The organism is Paenibacillus ilasis (genome assembly GCF_043195395.1).
GTDB lineage: Bacteria > Bacillota > Bacilli > Paenibacillales > Paenibacillaceae > Paenibacillus_AQ > Paenibacillus_AQ lautus.
The window spans coordinates 875,305-898,524 of sequence record NZ_JBHDJG010000002.1; the positions used below are offsets into that span (position 1 = coordinate 875,305).

Below are 23,220 nucleotides of genomic sequence, written 5' to 3' on the forward strand. Positions count from 1 at the left end.
AATATTAACCAATATGAAGCAGCCCAGCAAGGCTTTGAATTAAAAAGGCTTCCATTTCAGCTTACTGGCATGCTTGAAGCGCTCTGCAACCTCCGGCCAGTAGACCACGTTCCACCAATCCTTGATGTAGTCCTTGCGTTTACTTTGATGTTTAAGGTAGTAGGCATGTTCCCATACGTCCAGAGCCAGGAGAGGGACGACATCCCACTGGGAGAGATTCTGATGTTTCTCAGCCTGCAAAATTTCAAGTCGATGGCTGCGTGGACTCCAGACAAGGATCGCCCAGCCGCCCCCTTCCACTTTGTCTGCCGCCTCGCTAAAGTGCTTTTTAAAGCGATCGAAGCTTCCGAAATCCTTCTTGATCTGTTGGGCCAGCTCACCGCCAGGCTCGCCACCGCCCCTCGGGTTCATAATGTTCCAGAAGATCGTGTGCAGATAGTGGCCGGCACCATGAAAAGCCAGCTCGCGTTCCCAATGCTTCACCAGCTCGAAATCGCCGCTTTTTCGGGCCTCCTCCAATTTCTTCTCCGCCTTGTTCAGACCATCGACATAGCTTTGGTGATGGACGTCGTGATGAATCCGCATGGTTTTCTCGTCAATATGAGGCTCCAGTGCATTATAAGCGTAAGGCAGTGGAGGAAGGCGGTGCCCGCCAATCGGTACGGCCTTGCCGCTGTCTCCCATACCTTGAATGGACAATTCAGCCTCAGGGGGAGATGGGGGAGGGGAGGCGGCCTCGTGAAGCGTCATCGATTGCATCGGCATCTCTACATCCATGAATCTTTCCAGTGCTCCGGCGGAGTTGAGGGTCTCGAGCGTATTCAGGAAGTATTCGGACTCTCGAATCACATGATGCACGACCGTGCCGGCGAGCGGCACTTTCCGAATGGCCTCGCTATTCTCCTTCAATCCGTGGAGCTGGCGGATGAACTCTCTGGACTGCTCGCAGGAAGCGCGCAGCAGCTGCTCGACTTGGGTCAGTACTTGAGGCGAAGGAGGTCCGTCATAACGGAGAATGTGGCGCAAAAGTTCGTCTGCTGCTTTTTCCGTATCAGCGAACACCACCGCCCACTGATCCAGCATTTTGACATAGACCGGCTCCAGATCCGGCGCAATGGCTTTGATGAGTTCAGTATGCTTCCTTTCCTGATGTTTCCAATAGCGAATCTCTTCGAGTAATCGTACCGGGAGCTTCGCTCCGTAAATAAATAACATGTCCGTTCCCTCCAGTATCAGGTTCACTAAACACACTATATTCATATGGCGGCCTGTATTATGAGGGGGAAATAAAAATAACCCCGCTGCATCAAAGCAGCGGGGGAGATGGATCGTATGATGAATGGCTATTTTAATAGTGAGTGCATTTGTTAAAAATATTAGGATTCATCCGGAGTTTCCAGTTTGCCTAGAAAGGTGGATACTCTGCGCAGATATTCTTTAGGGTGCTCACGGAAGATGAGCTCATGATGCGCCTCCTCTACAATCCAGGAATCCGAATCCGTATGGGTTTGATTGGAAGCAATCTTCTCGGCGATCGGGTAAGGTGCCTTATCGTCTTTCGTTCCGTGGATGAACAAGGTCGGGAACGGATAATCGTGCTTCTTCACCTCATTGTAAGGGATCTGATCCAGACTTGTGCCGTTAAGCACCGGGAAGAGCAGCTCCAGAATCTCCAGGGAAGGATGGCGCGGGAGATTAATCTGGTTGTGAATATTGTGATAAAGCGTGTCCGGCTCCAATAAAAAGGCGCTGTCCAGAATCATGGCATCCACATCCTTGGTCTCAAGCCCTGCCTGCAGTGCGGTGCCAGCCCCCATGGAGAAGCCCCAGACGACAATTTGCTTCGCGCCGCGCTGCTTCACATGTTCAATGGCTCCAAGAAGCTGGCGTTTCTCCTCTTTGCCACCGGTCGCCACTTCCTTGCTGGTCTGGGAGGCAAAGCCGTAATCAAACATGAGCACATTAAAATTCATGTTGTGCGCGTAGTGGGCGATATCGTACATCGGTACCCAGGTTTCCTCCCGGTTGGCGCCGTAACCATGGCTGAGCACGATGGTTTTCGAAGAATTTTCGGCCGGTATATACCATCCATTTATATTTCGTTTGCCGTCAATGGAGTGGAACGTGACATTCTCGTAATTCATATCTTTAGCAAGCTTGGGATTGGAATAGAGCGGAGCAACCGTCGGATTCGACAAAACCCAAGCAATATAGGCATGAAGCGCAATAAAACAGAAAACGAGAAAAAAAACGACAGATAATAACAACGCTAATATAATATGCTTTAAACGAACCAAGCCGGTCGACAGCTCGGCCGGCGTGTCATTTAATTGGGAGAGTGGGGCGTTACTACCAGTCGTTGTGCTCATAAGTGGCCCCTCCTTACCATATAGTCTGGATATGTTTCGTTAACATGAAAGAGTTGAAATTATAATAATCGTATGCCCGGAAGCCTATAAAGTCAATGCAAATCCATAGATTGTAAGACAACTGTAAAGTCCCTGTCTCCATGGTTTACTTTTGAGAAGAATTCTCATATAATTCTTGTAACCAGGTTTCATAGAATGAAACAGGAAGGAGCTGGTCGGGATGGAAGACCGTAAATTAACGGTGCGTGCTGTAGAGCGGGCACTTGATATATTGATGTGTTTTACGAAAGACAGTGAACTTGCCCTCACAGAGATTTCTACCCTTATCGGATTACATAAAAGCACCGTCCATCGACTGCTAACAACGCTGGAAGACAAAGGATTCGTTGTGCGTAACAAAGAGACGGAGAAATATCGGCTCGGCTTGAAAATATGGGAGCTGTCCATGCATCTGTCCCAAAGCGACGACCCGGCGATTCGCCTTCTGCCCGCGATGGAAGCCTTACGGGATCGCCTTGGGGAAACGGTGAGTTTGTATTTAAGAGACGGTTCGGATCGTCTTCGGATTCAAGCGGTTCAGAGCAATCAGGGCATTCGGCGGGTCGCCCAGGTCGGAGTACGACTGCCGCTGTCCGTGGGCGCCTCCAGCAAGGTTCTGGTGGCCTTTGCGCCACCGGCCGATCAGGAGGAGCTGCTGAATGCGCCGGATTGGCCGGAATCTGTCGACCGCATCGTTTACCGGCAGCAGCTGGCCGAAATATTGGAGAAGGGATACGCGATCAGCATCGAAGAGCGCGAGCCTGGGGCTGCTGCGGTATCGGTACCGATCTTCGACCGGAATGGTCAAGTGGCGGCAGCACTGTCGATGTCAGGGCCAGTCACCCGCCTGTCAGCGGAAACGCTCCGCGAACATGCGCCCATCCTGATGGAGGCGGCACGGGAAATGGGAATGATGATATAATATTCATTCTATTGCCGGAGTGCGGACAGCATCACTATAAGTTATTGAATGACCGGGCGACTCCATGTGATACAGCTTTTTAGAATCAAAAAGGACCGTTCCCTACAATCTTGGCGATTGGGGAAACGGTCCTTTTGTCGTAGCGGCTCATCTATATAATAGGTAAGCATCATTTAGGTCAGCTTCATATTCTTTTCCTCTATTTTCTGATTGAGGATCTCATGAAAGGTGAGGGGTTTATCCTTCGATTCCTCTCTTTTGGGCGCAGCCACCGGCTGCGGCCGCTGGTATTGATAATGGAACGAAGCCATCGTATGTATTTTGATCATAGGTACCTTCCTCCTAGATATAGATTTCCGTTAATGTTTTTTACCAATTAACCTCCGTGGCACCATTCGAAACGGAATATCCAATATTCAGGAGGGAAGTACCAGATCATAACAAAAATCCCCATCATCACTAGTGGATGATGGGGATTTGTTCCTAAGGCTAAAGCGCCTGTAAGGAAGACCTTATTGGTTCGATGCGATCATTTGACGCAGTACCGTTTGGAGGATACCTCCATTATGGTAGTAGTCCACGTCCACCATGCTGTCGAGACGGGCGATGGCTTGGAACTCGAATTGGGTTCCGTCTTCGCGCGTAGCGACAACCGTCAATTCCTGGCCTGGCTTCACGTCGTTGCTGAGGCCTAGAATATCGAATGTCTCGCGGCCGTTCAGACCAAGGCTCTTCCAGCCATGACCTTCCTGGAATTGGAGCGGAAGAACGCCCATGCCCACAAGGTTGGAGCGGTGAATACGCTCGAAGCTTTCAGCCAGTACAGCTTTGACGCCGAGGAGATACGTACCTTTTGCCGCCCAGTCACGGGAGCTTCCTGTGCCGTATTCTTTACCTGCGATAACGACGAGGTTCTGTCCGCCTGCTTGATAATTCATTGAAGCATCATAGATGGACATCACTTCTTCCGTTGGCAGGTAAGTGGTTACGCCGCCTTCCGTACCTGGAGCTACCTGGTTACGGATCCGGATGTTAGCGAAGGTACCGCGCATCATGACTTCGTGGTTACCACGGCGGGAGCCGTAGGAGTTGAAGTCTTTGCGTTCCACGTTGCGGTCGCTCAGATATTTGCCGGCTGGGCTGTTCGTTGCAATGTTACCCGCTGGGGAGATGTGGTCCGTTGTAACGGAATCGCCCAAGAGAGCAAGCACGCGCGCTTCCTTGATGTCCTGGATGTCGTTCAGGCCGTTGGCGAGGCTTTCAAAGAATGGCGGGTTCTGGATGTAAGTGGATTGATCGTCCCACTCGTACAGCTCGCCTTCAGGAACAGGAATCTTGTTCCAACGCTCATTGGCGGTAAACACATTCTCGTACTTCTCACGGAAAGCATCAGGGCTAACGGCTTGACCGATTGCTTCGCGGATTTCCGCGCTCGTTGGCCAGATGTCTTTCAAATATACAGGCTCATTGTTCGGATCGTAGCCGATCGGCTCGTTCTGCAGGTCGATGTTGACTGTGCCTGCCAGGGCGTAAGCTACAACCAGCGGCGGCGAAGCCAGGTAGTTGGCTTTGACTTGAGCATGCACGCGGCCTTCGAAGTTACGGTTACCCGACAATACGGCAGCGACCGTCATGTCGTTGTCGGCAATCGCTTCGCTCACTTCATCCGGCAATGGACCGGAGTTACCGATACAAGTTGCACAGCCATAGCCTGCAACATAGAAGCCGAGAGCTTCAAGGTAGTGCAAGAGACCGGACTTCTCGAGGTAGTCGGTTACGACAAGGGAACCTGGAGTCAAGCTGCTCTTCACATAGCCGGGCTTTGTCAGGCCGCGTTCAACGGCTTTCTTTGCCAGGAGACCTGCGCCGAGCATAACGCTTGGGTTTGACGTGTTCGTACAGCTGGTGATGGCTGCGATAACAACAGCACCCGTTCCCATCTCACTGGTAGAGCCGTCTTTATGATTAACTTTAACGGTTTCTGCAATTTTCTCATCGCTGAGGCCGTATCCACCTTTGTCGATTGGCGTGCGGATGATATCGTTAAAGTTTTGTTTCATGTTGGTAAGCTCGATACGGTCCTGCGGACGCTTCGGACCAGCCAAGCTCGGTACAACCGAAGCGAGATCCAATTCGATCACATCGGAGAACTCAGGGTCCGGCGTATCTGCCGTACGGAACATGTTTTGCGCTTTATAGTAGCTCTCCACGAGTTCAACCTGCTCATCGGTGCGGCCCGTGTTGCGGAGATAAGCCAGCGTTTCACTATCAACCGGGAAGAAGCCGATGGTAGCGCCGTATTCCGGAGCCATGTTGGCCACCGTGGCGCGGTCAGCCAGGCTGATGTTAGCCAGGCCAGGTCCGTAGAATTCTACGAATTTGCCTACAACGCCTTTCTTGCGGAGAAGCTCGGTTACCGTGAGGGCAAGGTCAGTCGCAGTAGCGCCTTCTGCCAGGCTGCCTGTCAGCTTGAAGCCGATAACTTCAGGCGTTACAAAATACAGCGGTTGGCCAAGCATGCCGGCTTCCGCCTCGATACCGCCTACGCCCCAGCCCACAACGCCAAGACCGTTGATCATGGTTGTATGGGAGTCCGTACCTACGAGGGAATCAGGGAAAACAAGCGTTTCGCCGTCAACCGTCTTCGTAGCTGCTACGGAAGCAAGGTATTCCAGGTTAACCTGGTGAACGATACCCGTTCCCGGAGGAACTGCGCGGAAGTTGTTGAATGCCGTTTGAGCCCAGCGGAGGAAGCGGTAACGTTCTTCGTTTCGCTCAAATTCAAGCTTCATATTTGTTTCCAGAGCTTGGTCGGTACCAAAAGCGTCAACCATGACGGAGTGGTCAATAACGAGGTCAACCGGAACGAGAGGGTTGATCTGTTTAGGATCGCCGCCGGATTTTTTAACGGTGTCACGCATAGCTGCAAGGTCTACGACAACCGGAACGCCGGTGAAGTCCTGCAATACGATACGGGCAGGAATGAACGGAATTTCCTTGTTGTTGTCGCGTCCTTCATTCCACTTGGACAAGAGTTTTACATGATCTTCGGTAATTGCGCGTCCGTCGAACTGACGCACAGCTGCTTCCAGCAGTACCCGAATGGAGAAAGGAAGCTTGGATACACTGCCGTATCCTTGCTCTTCGAGCGCCTGCAGGCTGAAATAACGGTAACTTTTACCGCCCACCTCTAGGTTGCGGGAGATGGAGAATTGATCCTTTGCTGGCATTGATGAACCTCCTTAAGTCATTTCATAAATCGAATAAAAACAGTTTGAGTTAAATCCTGTGGTTTCACTAGATGAAACCTAATTTCATAAATTAACTACCTTAAGTATACCGTTTTCAACTCGCTGCGTAAAGCATTTTTTATAGAAGAAAAGTATTTCAAAAAGGTGAAAACAAGCCCGTTTTTTATCCGAATGCAGTCGCTGTAATCCCGGTGTTTCTGTATTCTCTTGACCGAAGTTCATAGCCTGAACATTTTCTTCATATAGTTGTGATAGGGAACAGCGTGAAAGGCAAGGTTAGAGGAGGAGAGTAGATGAACAGTCTGAAGCAAGCAGAGAAGCCTTGGAAGCAAGCTCTATATATTTACGTCAATCAATATAACCAAAATCGCGTGGACTATTCTTCAGGCCTGAAAGAGCAGATTGTAGCGGATCTGAATTTCCTGGTAGAGAGAGGAGAAAGGCAGTTTCGGCTGCAGTCGTGGTATGCGCAGCGGGAGGTTACGCCGCTAAAGAGCGAGACTCGTGCCCGCCTCCTGCGTATTCTGAGGGAAACGGAGGATGATGTGATCGCGGACGTGCGGCTCCACAGCGTATTTTATTATGAAAAAAGAGGGATGACGCACCGGGAAGATACGGTTTTTAGGGAGCGACTGACGCTGATCCGGGACGGGGATGCGTGGTTGATCGTTGGCATCGAACGTCTGCAGGATGAACGCCATCCCCTGCAAAGAACCGATGTTCCGGCAGCAGGCTCGGATGGGGCCGGAAGAGAGCCGTCCATTCCCTTTATGAACGGCCGCGTATACGCCGCCGGCAGCAGCCCGCGGTCCGGCCGTTACGAGCGTGAAGCCGCAGCTGCTTATGCCGACCGTTGGTGGGATTCCGGGAATCCGGAGTTTGAGGAATTTGACGTGGATTGCACGAATTATATCTCCCAGTGCCTCTTTGCAGGCAAAGCTCCAATCCACTATACTGGTAAAAGAGAAACGGGATGGTGGTACAAGGGATACGTAAACAAACGGGAATGGTGGAGCTACAGCTGGGCGGTATCGAACAGCTTTGCGCATTATTTGAACGCCAGTACCTCGGGGCTGCGGGCCGAGCAGGTGGAGCGTCCCGAGCAGCTGATGCTGGGGGATGTCATCGTGTACGACTGGGACGGTGACGGCGCGTTTCAGCACAGCACCATCGTCACGGCGTTTGACGCGGGCGGCATGCCGCTGGTTAATGCGCATACGGTGTCCAGCCGTCATCGCTATTGGGACTACCGGGATTCCTACGCTTGGAACGATAACACCGAATATCGGTTTTATCATATCCCCGATTATTTTTAAGATGACAGCATGTCATGCTGCAATACGGACAAGAGAGAGGTTAACATGGGACAGGATAAATTAACGGTAGGTTTAGTATACGGGGGGAAATCCGGCGAGCATGAGGTGTCATTATCCACGGCATTCGCGGTCATGAACGCTTTTGATTTTGATAAATATGAGATTGTTCCGTTTTATATTTCCAAGCAGGGTACATGGAGAATCGGCAGCAAGCTGTCGGCTCCTTTTGCCCAGTTGGAAGAATTGAAGCTGGCTGAAGGGGATGGCACGCAAACAGCGCTGAACGCCGTGTTCAGCAGATTGTATGCCCAAGAGACGCAGACGGTGGATATTATGTTCCCGCTGCTTCACGGGACGTTCGGGGAGGACGGAACGATTCAGGGACTGTTCGAAATGGCGGACATTCCTTATGTGGGAACCGGTGTGCTTGCGTCGGCAGCGGGGATGGATAAAGTCGTGATGAAGAAGCTCTTCGCCCAGGCGGGATTACCGCAATGCGAGTACTGTTATTTCAATCGTACCCAGTGGGAGCGGAGCCAGCATGAAGTGCTGAAGGATATCGAGGACAAACTCGGATTCCCGAGCTTCGTCAAGCCGGCTAACCTGGGTTCAAGCGTTGGGATATCCAAGGCTAAGGATCGGGAGCAGCTTAAGGCGGCGATTGAATCCGCGCTTCGGTTCGATGACAAGATCATCGTTGAAGAGTTCGTGGATGCGCGCGAAGTGGAGGTCAGCGTGCTTGGCAATGATGAGCCGATGGCATCCGTTCCGGGTGAAATTGTCTCTTCCAGTGAATACTACGACTATGCGGCTAAATATACGGATGGACAGTCACAAATGCAAATTCCGGCCGAAATCGAACCGGATACGGCTGATCGTCTGCGCGACCTCGCCATTACCGCGTTCAAAGCGATTGAAGGCGGCGGCATCACGCGGGCCGACTTCTTTGTCCGCCGCTCGGACGGCGCGATTCTGATCAATGAAGTGAACACGATGCCGGGCTTTACGCCGTTCAGCATGTACCCGCTCTTGTGGCGGGAAACGGGCGTATCCTACCGCGAGCTGCTTGACCGGATGATCGAGCTGGGCCTTGAGCGGTACAACCGTAAGCAATCCCTAATTTATGAGAATCAGGCGTAAGCCGTCACAATAGGATATGAAACACCAGGGGGAGTCCGCGCTATTCAATACGGCTCCCCTTGAGTCTAATATTTTGGGATGAAAGGAAGATACGTGATATGGGATTTCAAACCGAGTTCAATTCCGTTTGTAAGTTTAAGAGTGAGCAGGAGCTCTATGAGCTGCTGGAATACGGCCGCGGCAAAATGCTGAAGGATGGCCTTCGGGTATTTCCGACAGGACAGAAGGTCATTGCTTATACGCCGGATAACCAGGCGGTGGCGATCGTCCTGATCACCGCATGCGTATCGGAGATTAACTTCCAGGGCCGCGAGGTCACTTCGGTCGAGCTGCAGCTGATTCGCAAATTGACCGATGAGGAAGCACGCGTACAGACAGCACTCGCTCACGAAATGTTTTTTGGAGACCATGCATGATTGTTCGTTTCGGTTATGTAGCCATGTCCACGGTTGTGCAGAATGCTTCTCCTTCCAAGACGATGACCATGAAGAGTTTTATGAAGCTGAATGACCGTGAGGCCGGCTTGCACAAACTGGAGCGGATCGCGAATGAGAATCTACATAATACCCTTCGGCTTCTGAAGCATAACGCGGCTCACGATATCAAGGTGTACCGCTTCTCGTCCAAGCTGATTCCGCTGGCCACGCATCAAGATATGCAGGATTGGGATCCGTTCCCGGCTTTGCGGGAAGGCTTTCAGGCCATTGGGGATTTTGTGAAAAAATACGGGATGCGGGTATCTTTTCATCCGGATCATTTCACGGTGCTGAGCACGCCGCGTCCTGAGGTGCTGGTCAACTCGATCCGTGATCTGGAGTCGCACGTCCATATGCTGCAGGCGATGGAGCTGCCTGCTTCCATGAAAAATAACATTCACATCGGCGGCGCCTATGGAGACAAGCCTTCGGCCTCGGCCCGATTCGTGGAACACTTCCATGAGCTTGAACCGCATATTAAGGAACGGCTGACTCTTGAAAATGACGACAAAACCTTTACAGCGCAGGAAACGCTGGCCGTATGCCAGCAAACGGGGCTGCCCATGGTGCTCGATATCCACCATCAGTGGGTCAACAACGATGGCGAGGCGCCTTGGGAATTGTGGCCGGATATTCTTCGCACCTGGGAGACGCCGCTTGCGCAGGCGGATTCGGACGAGGCGCAGCCGCTGCCGCCCAAAATTCACGTATCCAGTCCCAAAAGCCCTACCGATATCCGCAGCCATGCGGATGGGGTGGATGTCGTGCCATTGCTGGCGTTTTTACGGAATATTGCGGGGGCTACGCCGAAGGTGGACGTTATGATTGAAGCAAAGATGAAGGACGGCGCTTTGTTTGATCTGATGAAGGATTTGGGAGATTATACGGCAGAGGGCGTAACCATTCTTGACGGTGCCTCCATCCAAGTGAACCCTTAACCCGATAAGATGAGCTTGTTAACACTTGCAAGTTGATGGATTTTGGGTTACGTTGGAAGTATCCAAACAGAGATTCCCCTTAACACATGACATCGGATAAAAAAGTTCGTTCTCGCCAAGCATTCAGGTGCACAGCATAGGACGGACTTTTATTGAAATAGGCGGAAATTTCGCTTAGCTGCCCTTTCGATTACTACAATGACTGAATAGGATGTAGGGATTGTCAAAAATCACTAGATTTATATAGAAAGTAGAGTGAGTGCTTTGAACGAGAATGAAAAGATTCCTTATGTTGTCAGCAGTAAGAGTTACACCGCAGTAGCCATTAATTGCGCCGCCAAAGCGGGAGAGTGGATTAAGAGCAAGCTCGGTACCGTCAAGCAGTTGAGCACCAAGTCTTCGGCACAGGATATCGTAACCGAGGTGGACAAAGGTGCCGAACAGATGATCCGCAAGCTGATTTTGACGCACTTTCCGGATCATGCGATCCTTGGAGAAGAAGGGGTTGCCCCGGGTACCGATGCCTACGCGAAGGCACTCGAGGACGCCAAGGACGAAGAGTATCTCTGGATTATCGACCCTGTGGACGGAACGACGAACTATGTTCATGGATTTCCGTTTTACTCCGTGTCGATTGCACTGGCTCATCATGGAGAAGTCATTGTCGGCGTTATTTACGACCCTTCCCGGGACGAGTTGTTTGTTGCGGAAAAAGGAAAAGGGGCCTACGTTCACGGCAACCCTACCTATGTTTCCAAGGAAGATCAATTGTCGGACAGCTTGCTGGCCACGGGCTTCCCGCTGGACAGCACGGTCAACCTGCCGCTGAATATGGCGGAGCTGCAGGCGCTGCTGCCGATGGTCCGTAATGTAAGAGCCGGCGGATCCGCTGCGCTTCATCTTGCTTATGTGGCTGCCGGCCGGCTCAGCGGATACTGGGAGCACGGCTTGAGTGCTTGGGACGTTGCCGCAGGCGCGCTATTGGTTCAGGAGTCCGGCGGTAAAGTAACCGATACGGAAGGAAAGTCATACGACCTGTCGGTCCGTCATTTGGCGGCAACCAACGGGCTGATTCATCAGCGTTTTCTGGATACACTAAAGGACGCGGGCGAAGCTTTGGTTCGCTAAAGGCCCGGGACAACAGAGGATGCAGATCACTTACAACCGCTTGATAAAGGAGTGTGCTTACGATGAATGAGAAGTCGGATCAGGATTTGGAGCGCCAGCTTAGCGAGATGTTAACGGACGGTGAAATGCAGAAGAAGGATCGGGAGAAGGAGGAGCGCAGGCTTCTCTCTCCGAAATACGAGATCCGGATTCAGACGCAGCTCGATCCCATTGTGGAAGAGACGCAGAAATACCGCAGCATGGCGAAGGAAGTGGATGATCGCTATGACAAGTACATGGAGAAGGCAGTTAAGAAGGATAAGCCTGAGGATTCAGGTGAAGAAGCTTGATAACGCTTTAAGGGATGATTCCGAAGCGGGCGCATATCTATTCATTAAAGGCCGAATCAGGAATGGACAGCATAGAGTGAGCTGTCCATTTTTTTTATGATAACTAGCCAAGATAACAATGCTCAAGATGGCTCAAGTTGGAGTCACGAGGTTTGACCTTGTCCATAGGGGGAGAGCGCGGTGCGAGTTCGGCTTCAAATTTATCATGTTCTGGGAGGCGCATCAGGGGCAGCCTCCATGATGCTGTGGTGCATCCTGATCTTCTTCAACCCCTATTCCGATGAGATCAGCTGGAAACCGGCCTTAACTACGTTCGTCATGCTGTTTCTTCCAGCCACTTTGGCGATGCTCGCGGTGATGTACTCATACCGATTGCTGCTGCTGGTTGCCTTTGGATGGTCGATCCTGCCAAGCCTGTATTTTGCAGCCACGCCTGGAATATTTGCTTGGTTTGGAGTTACCTCCCTCGGCTATTTATTCACTTTTCTTATCATGAAACCTTATCCTCCTGGTTGATTCGGTACCATTCGCAGGTTGCCGGTGGTAAAATAAGGCTGTATCAAGATAATTGACGTTAAGGGAGTGAAGGCATGTTCAAACAATGGAAGAAGGGGCTGGCGGCAGTAACCGGCACCTTGACGCTCGCGGTGGCACTGGTTGGACCGGGCGTTGCGCCGGCTTATGCCGATGAGATTACAGCCAAGGATACATATCATATTGTAGCGTTGGGGGACTCGCTGACCGTTGGGTATGAGCCGGGAATGGATCTGAACAGCAAGCCCTACGGTTTTGTTGACCGGCTGTATGAGCAGGGTTTGTTCCACGGCCGGACCGAGGTAACGAATCTGGGGATCGGCGGCCTGAAAACCGATGGGCTGAATCATTACGTCAAGGCCGTCTTGGATGAACGCGCGATTACGGCGGAGGAACTGCAGCCGGGGCTCAGCGGCATCGATCCGCGCACCAAGCAGATTGGCGCTGACGCAGCGAAAGCCAAGCCGGTTATCGCCAATGCGGATCTGATTACCATTACCATCGGCGGCAATGACATGATGAGTCTGGTCAGTACCGTGGAAACATTAAGCGACGAACAGCTGAAAGCAAAGATGCAGGAACTGTTCAAGATCTATACCGATAATGTCTCATCCGTCATTACCAACTTGCAAGCCATCAATCCGGATGCCGCAATTGTGGTGGCGGACCAGTACAACCCGGTGCCCAAAGTCGCTGACGAGGTCGCATACGCTAAACTGCTTGCAGCATCTGGAGAGTTTACGAAGCTGGTGGAAGGCGTAGCTGACAGTTTTGCGTCTCAGGGCGTGGATATCAAGGTGGCCCATGTTGCGAAGGAATTCGTGGGCTCCGAGCTGACGATGACCCATATCCTAAAAGATGATATTCATCCGAACCAATATGGATACGAGACGATGGCCAGCGTGTTCGCAGAGACGATCTGGGGCAGCTACAAGAATCCCGCTGTTCAAGAACAGGGGCAGCCGATGCGTATCATCGTGAAGGGGCAGGAGCTGAACACGCCGTATAAGCCGATCCTTCGCGATAACCTGAATTACGTAGCGATACAGGATATCGTAAATGCTGTGGGGGCGACGACCAAGTGGGAAAATAAAACGTCCAGTGCAACGATTACGTTGGGAGATCAGACGGTGGTGGTGAAGATTGGCGCCAAAACCATTCAAGTTAACGGAACGGCTGTACCGATCGATACGCCGGCTTTCCTGCAAAAAGTAGGGAAAGAAGATAAAACCTACGTTCCGCTCGCCGTGATTGCATCCGGTCTAGGTTTTGATGTTCAATACAGCACCAAATTGCGTACCGCATTCATTAACCTGTAATTCCATAAGCAAGCTGCACCGGCTGGAAGGAGCCGATGCAGCTTTTTTTTGTGATTACCGGTTGCGGTGATGGCCTAGGAGAGATATCCATTTGATTTCCCCTGTTTGGTTGACGGCCCAATAGAGAACATGCTGGAGATATAGGTTTAGGGATGTACTTGCACAGCGGTGTGATGTTTCTAACATGAGTAACTCCAAGCAGGTGGTACAATACGACATCATTTCCTTTCATGAATGGTTTGACATCAGATCAGAAGTTGAACCTAAATCCTGACAGGATGGAGAGTGGAGATGCGTGATAGTGGCAGGGAAAGGGATGTTGAATGTCGAATCTTGGAAGAAACATAGATAGGGCAATATAGGGGGAACTAGGAATGAATGGACCGATGATCGTTACATTGTCTGTCTTGGCCGTGGCATCCGCATTGTTCATGTCGGGGAAAGTGCGGTCGGATTTGGTCGCGATCGGCGTGTTGATGGTACTGATGTTAACGGACATTTTAAGTCCGGCCGAAGCCCTTTCGGGCTTTTCCAATTCGGTTGTCATCATGATGATTGGTTTGTTTGTAGTGGGCGGCGGCATTTTTCAGACCGGATTAGCCAAGATGGCAAGCGGAAAGCTGCTGAAGCTTGGCGGCGGAAGCGAGACCCGGCTCTTGATTATGATCATGCTGGTGACGTCGCTCATTGGCGGATTCGTCAGTAATACCGGCACGGTAGCAGTGATGCTGCCCATTGTTGTCAGCCTGGCATTCAGCGCAGAGATCAATCCGGGGCGGCTGCTGATGCCGCTTGCCTTTGCGAGCAGCCTGGGCGGCATGCTTACGTTAATCGGTACGCCGCCGAATCTCGTGATTCAGGAGACGTTGATCAACGCAGGTTACGAACGGCTGTCGTTCTTTGCTTTTTTGCCGATCGGCCTGGTGTGTTTGGCAACGGGGATCATCGCGATATTGTTCCTTCGCCGTTTTCTTCCCAGCGATGAAGAAGGGGGAGCAGGTAAACAGGGCGGGCGCTCGCTTCGAGAACTTGCCAAACAGTATCAACTGACTCAGAACCTGTATCGGATTCAGGTTGGAGCCGATTCCTCCATTCGATCCAAGACATTGCGGGAGCTGGACATTCCGGCGAAGTTCGAGATTAACGTCATTGAAATCCGCCGTAAAATGTCGGCCAAGAATCAATTCTTCAAAACGATCAACCAGGAGATCGCAGGTCCCGAGACCGTGATTGAGGAAGACGATATTCTGTATGTGAACGGCCCGTTCGAGCGGGCCTCGGAGCTTGCGGAGACGTATGGGCTTGTCATGCTGGACCAGCGTGTACCCGAGCATCGGAAACGTGCCGAAGAGTCGCAGTACGCCACGAGTGACGTCGGCATTGCCGAGGTGATGCTGACGCCGTCCTCGCGCCTGATTGGCCGGCTCGTCAAGCATTCGGGCTTCCGCGAGAAGTATCGGGTGAACATATTGGGAATTCAACGAAAAGAACAGTATCTTCTGCATCATCTGAAGGAGGAGAAAATGCGCTTTGGTGATGCCCTGCTCGTTCAGGGCACCTGGAAGGATATAGCCCTCCTGGCTGCCGAGCAAACGGATGTCGTGGTGGTAGGGCAGCCCGTGGAGGAGTCGCGCAAATTGACGATGGACCACAAAGCGCCGATTGCGGCCGGGATCATGCTCTTGATGGTGATCCTGCTGGTGACCGAATGGATTCCGGCGGTTGCCTCCGTGATGGTTGCTGCGGTATTGATGGTGGTGTTCGGATGCGTGCGCAACATGGAGGAGGCCTATAAGACGGTCAACTGGGAGAGCATTGTGCTCATTGGCGGCATGATTCCGATGTCCATTGCCATCGAGAAGACGGGAGCCGCCACGCTAATCTCGGATATGCTGGTCCATTCGCTGGGCAGCTATGGCCCGCTTGCCCTGCTGGCAGGGGTGTACTTCACCACCTCGCTGTTGACGCTGTTCATCAGCAATACGGCCTGCGCCGTATTATTCGCGCCGATTGCACTCTCGGCTGCGATCCAGATGGGAGCCAGCCCGTATCCGTTTCTGTTCGCCGTCTCCATTGGGGCGAGCATGTGCTTTGCATCACCGTTCTCCACGCCGCCGAACGCGCTCGTCATGTCGGCAGGCCGTTATAAATTCAGCCACTACGTGAAGGTCGGATTGCCGCTTCAACTGGTGATTGGCATGGTCATGATGGCGGTACTGCCGCTGTTCTTTCCCTTCTAAAGGGAATTTGCATATGAACACCTCTATGTTGGGTCCGGTAGGGTCCGACATGGGGGTGTTATTCAATTTGGCTGAAATGCATACTGGATCTTACTTACCTATCAGGCGAATTTACTCATGGAAAGTCAGTTAACCATTGGCATGCCAGCCTTACAAGCAGGAAATCCCCCGACCCGAGGTTAATAAATAGTTGAATTTGTGACTTCCTGCCTCATCGTAAAAATACGCATCATTTGCGTAGAAATGACTACGCTGGTGCCGCTGGATTGTTGCTATGCTTGAGAAAGCCGGAGGTGCAAGGACCGATGAAGAACCGCTTTAAAAATCCGCTGGGACGCATGAATATCAAACAGCAGATGATTCTGCTGTTCCTGGTGCTGGTCATCCCGTTGTTTGCGCTAAATGCCTACGGGAATTCCATGGCCGGTCAAATCCTGAAGCGTCATGTGACCAATGCTTATATCGAACTGAACAAGCAGAACTTCAAGCTGATTAACCGTGATATTGAAACCGTTAACAAAGTAACCTCCACGGTCATCCAAAATTCGCAGATCCAGCAGTTGGATCCCTTTGCCGAGGGCACCGTTCTGGAGCGCGTCAAAAACTACGAGCGGCTTGAAAAGATGCTGTTGTCCTTCTCCCAAGAGACGGATGAACGCGAACCGGTCTATTACTCGCTCTATGTGTACGACCCGGACAACAGCTACTTCTTTGCTCCCTATTACCCTGACCGCAGAAAAGCGGGGGTGTATTTTTTCTCCGACGAGAAGGAGAAACCGGCATGGTTCGATGAAGCCGTGGCAATGAAAGGGAACGGGTATCTCAAGCGCATAGCGAATTTGTCACCGCCGGTACAAGGACGCCAGGATCAAGAGACCTTAAGCTATGTGCGGGCCGTTAACAATATTTATCGGGGCGGTACAATCGGCGTTTTGGTCGTAACCAATCTGGACGCGCGGATCGGCGAGTCGTTATCGACGGTATCGATACCGGATGGGGAACTGTATTTTACCGATTGGAACGACCATATCCTGACTTCGTCGGTACAAGGAATGGCAGGAAGGCTTGAATTGCCGCCTGAAGCGGATCCGGGCCATTCCACCATCGGTGTCATGGACGTGATTACGTCGGATTTTATCTATGTCATCGATTATAACTACGTGCTTCAGCAGAAGCTGGTCTACAAGGTGCCCGTCAAAACGCTGCTCGCCCAGCAAAGCGAGATGAAGCGCGTCATCCAGGTTATCTCCATCGCTTACTTTGCCGTGGGGCTCATTATCGTTTTTTACTTCTGGCAGTCGCTGATGACGCCGCTCCAGAAGCTGGCGCATTTCGTGAGAAGGTACGAACCGGGGAACGTCGTGCCGGAAACCCCCTATCGGCGCAGAAAAGATGAAGTTAGCGTCCTCATCTCTACGATCTATGACATGGCCCGCCGATTGAATGATCTGATCCACTACAAATACCGTATGGATCTGAAGCAGAAGGAAGCGCAGCTGCAGCTGCTTTATCAGCAGATTAACCCCCATTTGCTGTACAACACCCTGGAAAGCATTTATTGGAAGAGCACGATGGAAGGCAATACCGAGTCAGCCAAGATGATCAAGGATTTGTCCAAATTGATGAAGATCAGTCTCAGCCGGGGCCGGGATCTTATCACGCTCGGGGAAGAGCTCGAGCATGCGGGGGCTTATATCAATCTTCAGTTGAACCGTTACGACTATCAGTTTACCGTCCGCTGGGAAGTGCCCGAGTCCTTGCTGGTGAACCATGTGCCGAAGATTACGCTGCAGCCGCTGCTGGAGAACGCGATTATTCATGGCATTAAAAATATGGGCGAGGATGGAATCATTCGGATTTCAGGACATCTGGAGGATGGACACTGCCTACTCGTCATTGAAGATAACGGCTTCCGCCCCGTAAACTACGAGTCCATCCACAGGCTGCTCCATAGTGAAGCGCCGGACCCTTCGCTGGGCTACGGCATCCGCAATATCCAGGAGCGGATCCGGCTGCATTTTGGAAGCCGCTATGGGCTGGAATATGAACCAAGAGAAGAAGGGGGAACCCGTGTGACCATTACGATCCCCCGAACAGAAGTTGCAACCATTACCGCAACCGGACAGGAGGTTTCCTGATGTATAACGTTTTGGTGGTAGATGACGAACCTTTGATCTGCAAGGGCTTAGCCGGGCTGTTAACGTCCTCGGGCATAGCCATCGATGGGATTACTACGGCCTACAGCGGGCAGGAAGCGCTGGATTACATACGGATGGGGGATATCGATCTGCTGGTTACCGATATCCAGATGGGCGAGATGAACGGCATTGAGCTGATGCAGCAGGCAAAGATCGTAAAGCCGTGGGTTCAGACGATCATTATTTCAGCCCATGAAACATTTCAATATGCGCAGCGGGCGCTTCAGCTCGGAGCCAAGGATTATTTGATTAAACCGCTGAACAGCGAGCAGTTTCTGGATTCGGTCCGCAGCGTGCTGCTCAAGATGGAACGACCGGCACCTCAGGTGGAGCACTTTCTCATGGCCGATAACGAGCATTTTCGGATGGAGGAGCCTCCGTCCGAGCGAACAGAGCGGCTGAACCAGCGGCTCTCCACGGAGCTGGATCAGCCGGAGCTGGTCGGTCTAGACGAGTCGGAGCTGGGCTTGATCGGTCCTTATTTTGCGGTGATCAAGATGAAGCTGGGCCTAACGAAAGACAGCGGCGCTTCTTTTTCCAGGCAAGATCTAAACCTGATTCAATATGCCGCGCTGAATATTGCCAAGGAGCTGCTGGAGCAGGAGCCGCACACCTTCGTATTCTATTCGCCGGAGCGGGACATCAACATCATCCTCCAATGGAGCGAGCAGGAGATGGAGGAGCATGCGAGCGGCAAGATCCACCATCTGGAGATGATTGGCCGGAGCCTGCACCACCATGTGGAGCTGTACCTGAAACGAAGCTGTACCGTAGGGATCAGCCAAATATTGAGGGGGCCGGAATTTTTGAGCGTGCTTAGCCGTCAGGCGGACAAAGCGATGCTGTGGAGCGAGCAGCTGCATGATTTCCATGTGTTTTATTACGGGGATTTCAATTGGCATAACTATGCCCAGGAGACGTCGCAGGAGGTGCTCTCGAGCCAGAGCAACCGGATCGTGGAGAATACGAGACAATATATCGAGGAGCATTACCGCCAGAAGGGATTGACGATTCACGAGGTAGCCAAAAGCAATCATGTAAGCCCGAACTATTTGAGTTATCTGTTCAAAAAATATACCGGCAGCAGCCTGTGGGAGTATGTCGTGAAGCTGCGGATGGAGGAGAGCAGGTCTCTGATCCTGAGCACGGATCTCCGCCGATACGAAATCGCGGAGCGAGTCGGCTATGAATCCCCGGAGCATTTCAGCAAAATCTTCAAAAAATACTACGGCGTCAGTCCAAGCGAGCTAAAGAAGTAAGAACGGTTATACTTCACATAGTTTTAGACATGTTCGAAGACTCCCCGCCTTTTTACAATTAAAGCTGGACATTTAATAAAGGAATGAGGGAGTCAGATGGAAGAAACGGCCATGCCGCAAGGCCAGGCTCGGATCGAGCCCGGTCATCGCACCCGAAAGGAGCATAAGCGCAAGCCGCTGTGGAAGAAGAATTTATGGGGGTATTTGTTCCTCGTTCCGGCGATTGCGATCTTTATCGTCTTTTTGTGGGTGCCGATCTTTAAAGGGATCTTTTACAGCTTTTTTCATATCGATTTCGTAAAAGGAAACACCTTCGTCGGGTTTGATAATTATGCCAACGTTCTGAGCAATCCCGACCTGCTGCTTTCCGTTCGAAATACATTGTATTTCATGCTGTTAACGCTGGTCATCGGCTTCTGGGTGCCCATTGCGGCCTCCATCGCCATCTCGGAGCTGAAGCTGTTCCAGGGCTTCGCCCGGATTGCGGCGTATCTCCCGTTTGTCGTACCCGGCGTCGTGCTCTACGGCATGTGGAGGTGGATGTATGACCCGGTAGGTCCGATCAACGCCCTGTTCGGCTTCTTCGGGGCAGAACCGGTATCGTTTATTTCGGATAGCCGTTTCTCCATGGTGTCGCTTGTCGTGATGGAGACATGGCAGCAATTCGGCTCGGCGATGCTGATCTATCTGGCCGGCGTGCTCAGCATACCGAAGGATTGGTATGAAGCCGCCGAAATCGACGGTGCGGGTGTATGGGCCCGGATTAAATACATTACGCTCCCCTCGATGCGCAATTTGATTATGCTTATGCTGATTCTGCAGCTGATCGGCACTTCGCAGGCGTATCAGTCGCAGCTTGCGATGCTGGATGGCGGACCGAACAAGGCCACGCTCACCTATGCGCTTCTAACCGTAAAATACGCGTTTAACCAGCTGGATTACGGGGCAGGAACCGCTATGGGCATTTTGATGTTTCTGGTGCTGAGTTTGCTGGGCATCCTGCAATTCAAGATGAACAGGGAGGAGTACTAGGATGAAAGAGAGAGGCATACTGTCCGCTTCGGATTTGAGAAAACCGTGGAACAAGGCGGTATACGGGTTTATGGTGCTGTGCATCGCGGTGATGGTCTTTACGATGCTGTACCCGATCGGCATGACGATGTTTAACGGGCTGAAAAGCAATCAGGAGATCAACACGTTTCCGCCGCGCTTTTTTCCGTCGGAATGGCATTGGGGTAACTTCCCGAAGGGGTGGGAATACATCGATCTGCCGATGTTTCTGAAGAATACGCTGCTTATTTTTGGCGGCAATCTGCTGGTGACGATTCTGGTACTGGGCTTGGCGGCATTCAGCATATCCCGGATCCGGGTTCCCTATCACCGGGCCATCTATTTCTTTATTCTCATGACCTTGTTTATTCCGGCGTCGAGTTACATGATTCCGAACTTCGTCAATTTGAAGGAGCTTGGGCTGCTGAATTCCTATTGGGCCTTCTGGCTGCCGGCCGGAGCGAACGCATACTTCTTCCTGCTGATCAAAAACTTCTTCGATGGCATTCATCCGGAGATCTTCGAGGCAGCTCGCATTGACGGCGCTTCGGAGTTGAGCAGCTTCCTGCGGATTGCCGTTCCGCTGTCCGTTCCGATCTTCGCAACGCTGGCAATCTTTATTTTCTCCACGGCATGGAATGACTGGTTCTGGCCGTCGCTGGTCATGCAGACGCAGGACAAGTACACGCTGGCTACGGCCATCTACAAATATGTCATCAACGCAAGGAGCCTGGACAGCAGCATGAAATTCGCGATTCTGTTCATGGTCATGGTGCCGCCGATCTTCGTATTTCTGGTGTTCCAGAAATTCATTATGCGCAGCGTCAGTCTCTCGGCCGTTAAAGGATAGGGCAGCGTGTACAGCATCGTAGCCCTGCACATGATCGTCATATGAATGCACATCGTCCTTTCCGGGTTTCGATTCTATGATGGAGATAAGAAAGGACATTATTATTTCAATAAGGAAAAGGGGAGTATCCATGCGCAAGTTCTCAGCACTACTGATCTGCCTTATGCTGTTCAGCTCCTTGCTCGCCGCATGCGGCGGCGGCAAAGCAGCGCCGGAGGTCGGCAATAAAGACGGAGGGACCGCCAATTCGGGCGGAACGACTACAACGCAGACAGAGGAACCGAAAGAGGATATCGCGGATCAAAAGATAACGATTAAGATCCACTATCCGCTGCCGGATGACACAACGCTGCGTCAGCAGGAGGATGATAAAATCGCCCGTTTCCAGGCGAAATATCCGAACGTGACCATCGTGAAGGATGACTGGCAGTACAGCGTCAACGAAATTGGGGTCAAGATGGCTTCGAACGAAGCACCGACGTTTTATAACACTTGGGCTACGGAAGCACAGCTGCTCGTGGAGCGGGGTTGGGTGGCCGACATTACGGAGTTCTGGAACGACTGGGAGTACAAGGACGACATGAACCCCGTGCTGCAGGATCAATTCATCGTGGACGGCAAGGTGTACGGCGTTACGCAGAACGGGTACATCACGTCAACGATTGTGAACAAGAAGCTCCTGGATGCGAAGGGCGTGCCCGTTCCGCCAATGGATTGGACATGGGACGACATGTACAACACAGCGAAGGGCGCCGCAGATCCGAAGGCCGGCATTTCCGGAATCGCGCCGATGGGTAAAGGCAATGAAGCGGGTTGGAACTGGACCAATTTCCTGTTTGAAGCTGGCGGGGACATTGAAGTGAACGAAGACGGTAAAGTGAAAGCGGTGTTTAACTCGGAAGCCGGCGTGAAGGCGCTGGACTTCTACAAGAAGCTGAGATGGGAAGCGAATGCCATTCCGCAGGACTGGGCCCTTGGTTGGGGCGATGCCGTCAGCTCGTTCCAGCAGGGACGTACGGCGATGGTCATTGCGGGCGCATTTGACGTGATCCAGCCGGCATTGAATGAAGGGGGCATGAAGCCTGAGGATGTGCTTGCGTATCCGATGCCTGCGATGGAGAAAGGCGGAGCACATCACGGCATTTTGGGCGGCAATTACTTGGTCATCAACCCGAATGCCACGAAGGAAGAGCAGGAAATGGCATTCCGTTACATCACGTTTGATTATTTTACGGACGATGCGCTGAAATCGGTGGATGATACGATTAATGCCCGCAAAGCCGAAGGCAAATACTTTGTACCGACCCCGCTGGAATATTTCAGCGATGATTCCGAGTATGCCGCGAAGGTGAAGGCCATCTACGATAAGTACGACAACGTCTACAAATATGATCCGCAGCTCTTCAGCCTGTTGGAAGGCAAGCCTGAAGCGCAATTCGGCACCCAGGATTATTATGCCGCGATGTCCAATGTCGTGCAGGAATCGTTCTCGAAGGAAGGCACGGATTCCAAGAAACAGCTGGACGATACGGCCAAGTTGGTTCAGGAGAATTTCTTCGATAAGATCGAGCAGAAGTAAGGGTACTGCCCCGGATGGGATTGGGGAACATGGCAGCACAAAAGAGAGACGCCGGAGCGGCGTCTCTCTTTGCTTTTTCATATCCTTGGTTATAGTTGCAAAAGCCGGGCGAAAGGTCAGCCCTTCTCAAGCACGGCCGCTGATTCGTACCCGGATCCCGACACGAATCAGGCGGCTTTTTTGTATAATTTTTCATTTTTACAGTGTTCCTACGAAAAAGAGCCATATTGGTGATTACGATTGGCTATGATTATGACGGCCTTAAGCCAAGTGACACAACGCT

19 protein-coding genes are annotated in these 23,220 nt (G+C 51.9%); 15 read left to right on the top strand and 4 right to left on the bottom strand.

Annotated features, from left to right (window positions below; all coding sequences use genetic code 11):
- Window positions 1-39 precede the first annotated feature (39 nt).
- Window positions 40-1,215 carry a Fe-Mn family superoxide dismutase gene (locus ACETK5_RS24005; RefSeq protein WP_100540187.1) on the bottom strand — a complete coding sequence of 392 codons (1,176 nt, stop codon included), beginning with the start codon at window positions 1,213-1,215 and terminating at the stop codon, window positions 40-42.
- A gap of 161 nt (window positions 1,216-1,376) precedes the next feature.
- Window positions 1,377-2,369 carry an alpha/beta fold hydrolase gene (locus ACETK5_RS24010; protein WP_100540188.1) on the bottom strand — a complete coding sequence of 331 codons (993 nt, stop codon included), beginning with the start codon at window positions 2,367-2,369 and terminating at the stop codon, window positions 1,377-1,379.
- Window positions 2,370-2,589: 220 nt separating this feature from the next.
- Here ACETK5_RS24010 and ACETK5_RS24015 point away from each other — a divergent pair, with 220 nt between their 5' ends.
- Complete coding sequence (locus ACETK5_RS24015) at window positions 2,590-3,330, top strand: IclR family transcriptional regulator (RefSeq protein ID WP_071220874.1); 741 nt, start codon at window positions 2,590-2,592, stop codon at window positions 3,328-3,330.
- Between the two features lie 173 nt (window positions 3,331-3,503).
- On the opposite strand, the gene ACETK5_RS24020 is transcribed toward ACETK5_RS24015, so the two are convergent.
- Complete coding sequence (locus tag ACETK5_RS24020) at window positions 3,504-3,659, bottom strand: hypothetical protein (protein WP_165789747.1); 156 nt, start codon at window positions 3,657-3,659, stop codon at window positions 3,504-3,506.
- A 183-nt stretch (window positions 3,660-3,842) separates the two neighbouring features.
- The gene (gene acnA / locus ACETK5_RS24025) at window positions 3,843-6,560 is read right to left on the bottom strand and encodes an aconitate hydratase AcnA (protein ID WP_100540189.1); all 2,718 of its coding nucleotides are present in this window, start codon (window positions 6,558-6,560) and stop codon (window positions 3,843-3,845) included.
- Between the two features lie 314 nt (window positions 6,561-6,874).
- On the opposite strand from acnA, the gene ACETK5_RS24030 reads away from it, so the two are divergent.
- The 14 genes from ACETK5_RS24030 to ACETK5_RS24095 all read left to right on the top strand — a co-directional run bounded on the left by ACETK5_RS24030 (window position 6,875) and on the right by ACETK5_RS24095 (window position 22,937).
- Entirely contained in the window at window positions 6,875-7,897 is a 1,023-nt protein-coding gene (locus ACETK5_RS24030; protein ID WP_394058270.1) for an amidase domain-containing protein, read from the top strand.
- 45 nt (window positions 7,898-7,942) lie between these two features.
- Window positions 7,943-9,037 carry a D-alanine--D-alanine ligase gene (locus tag ACETK5_RS24035; RefSeq protein WP_394058272.1) on the top strand — a complete coding sequence of 365 codons (1,095 nt, stop codon included), beginning with the start codon at window positions 7,943-7,945 and terminating at the stop codon, window positions 9,035-9,037.
- Between the two features lie 98 nt (window positions 9,038-9,135).
- Window positions 9,136-9,453, top strand: a complete 318-nt coding sequence (locus ACETK5_RS24040; protein WP_006208215.1) for a hypothetical protein — start codon at window positions 9,136-9,138, stop codon at window positions 9,451-9,453.
- Complete coding sequence (uvsE, locus tag ACETK5_RS24045) at window positions 9,450-10,451, top strand: UV DNA damage repair endonuclease UvsE (protein ID WP_394058275.1); 1,002 nt, start codon at window positions 9,450-9,452, stop codon at window positions 10,449-10,451. The genes ACETK5_RS24040 and uvsE overlap by 4 nt, the downstream gene beginning before the upstream one ends.
- Window positions 10,452-10,715: 264 nt before the next feature.
- Window positions 10,716-11,579, top strand: coding sequence for an inositol monophosphatase family protein (locus ACETK5_RS24050; protein WP_326097374.1), 864 nt, complete (start codon window positions 10,716-10,718; stop codon window positions 11,577-11,579).
- A 62-nt stretch (window positions 11,580-11,641) separates the two neighbouring features.
- A complete protein-coding gene (locus ACETK5_RS24055) occupies window positions 11,642-11,908 on the top strand; it encodes a hypothetical protein (RefSeq protein ID WP_100540194.1) in 267 nt (88 codons plus the stop codon).
- 180 nt (window positions 11,909-12,088) lie between these two features.
- The gene (locus ACETK5_RS24060) at window positions 12,089-12,424 is read left to right on the top strand and encodes a hypothetical protein (protein WP_394058278.1); all 336 of its coding nucleotides are present in this window, start codon (window positions 12,089-12,091) and stop codon (window positions 12,422-12,424) included.
- Between the two features lie 74 nt (window positions 12,425-12,498).
- Window positions 12,499-13,761, top strand: a complete 1,263-nt coding sequence (locus ACETK5_RS24065) for a stalk domain-containing protein (RefSeq protein ID WP_394058280.1) — start codon at window positions 12,499-12,501, stop codon at window positions 13,759-13,761.
- Window positions 13,762-14,135: 374 nt separating this feature from the next.
- Window positions 14,136-16,001, top strand: coding sequence for an SLC13 family permease (locus ACETK5_RS24070; RefSeq protein WP_394058282.1), 1,866 nt, complete (start codon window positions 14,136-14,138; stop codon window positions 15,999-16,001).
- A 305-nt stretch (window positions 16,002-16,306) separates the two neighbouring features.
- Window positions 16,307-18,139, top strand: coding sequence for a cache domain-containing sensor histidine kinase (locus ACETK5_RS24075; protein ID WP_100540198.1), 1,833 nt, complete (start codon window positions 16,307-16,309; stop codon window positions 18,137-18,139).
- A complete protein-coding gene (locus ACETK5_RS24080; protein WP_394058284.1) occupies window positions 18,139-19,458 on the top strand; it encodes a response regulator transcription factor in 1,320 nt (439 codons plus the stop codon). The genes ACETK5_RS24075 and ACETK5_RS24080 overlap by 1 nt, the downstream gene beginning before the upstream one ends.
- 96 nt (window positions 19,459-19,554) lie before the next feature.
- Complete coding sequence (locus ACETK5_RS24085) at window positions 19,555-20,490, top strand: carbohydrate ABC transporter permease (RefSeq protein ID WP_394058286.1); 936 nt, start codon at window positions 19,555-19,557, stop codon at window positions 20,488-20,490.
- A gap of 1 nt (window position 20,491) precedes the next feature.
- On the top strand, window positions 20,492-21,358 hold the full coding sequence (locus ACETK5_RS24090) for a carbohydrate ABC transporter permease (RefSeq protein ID WP_326111941.1): 867 nt from the start codon (window positions 20,492-20,494) through the stop codon (window positions 21,356-21,358).
- Window positions 21,359-21,488: 130 nt separating this feature from the next.
- Complete coding sequence (locus ACETK5_RS24095; protein WP_326111940.1) at window positions 21,489-22,937, top strand: ABC transporter substrate-binding protein; 1,449 nt, start codon at window positions 21,489-21,491, stop codon at window positions 22,935-22,937.
- Window positions 22,938-23,220: the final 283 nt, after the last annotated feature.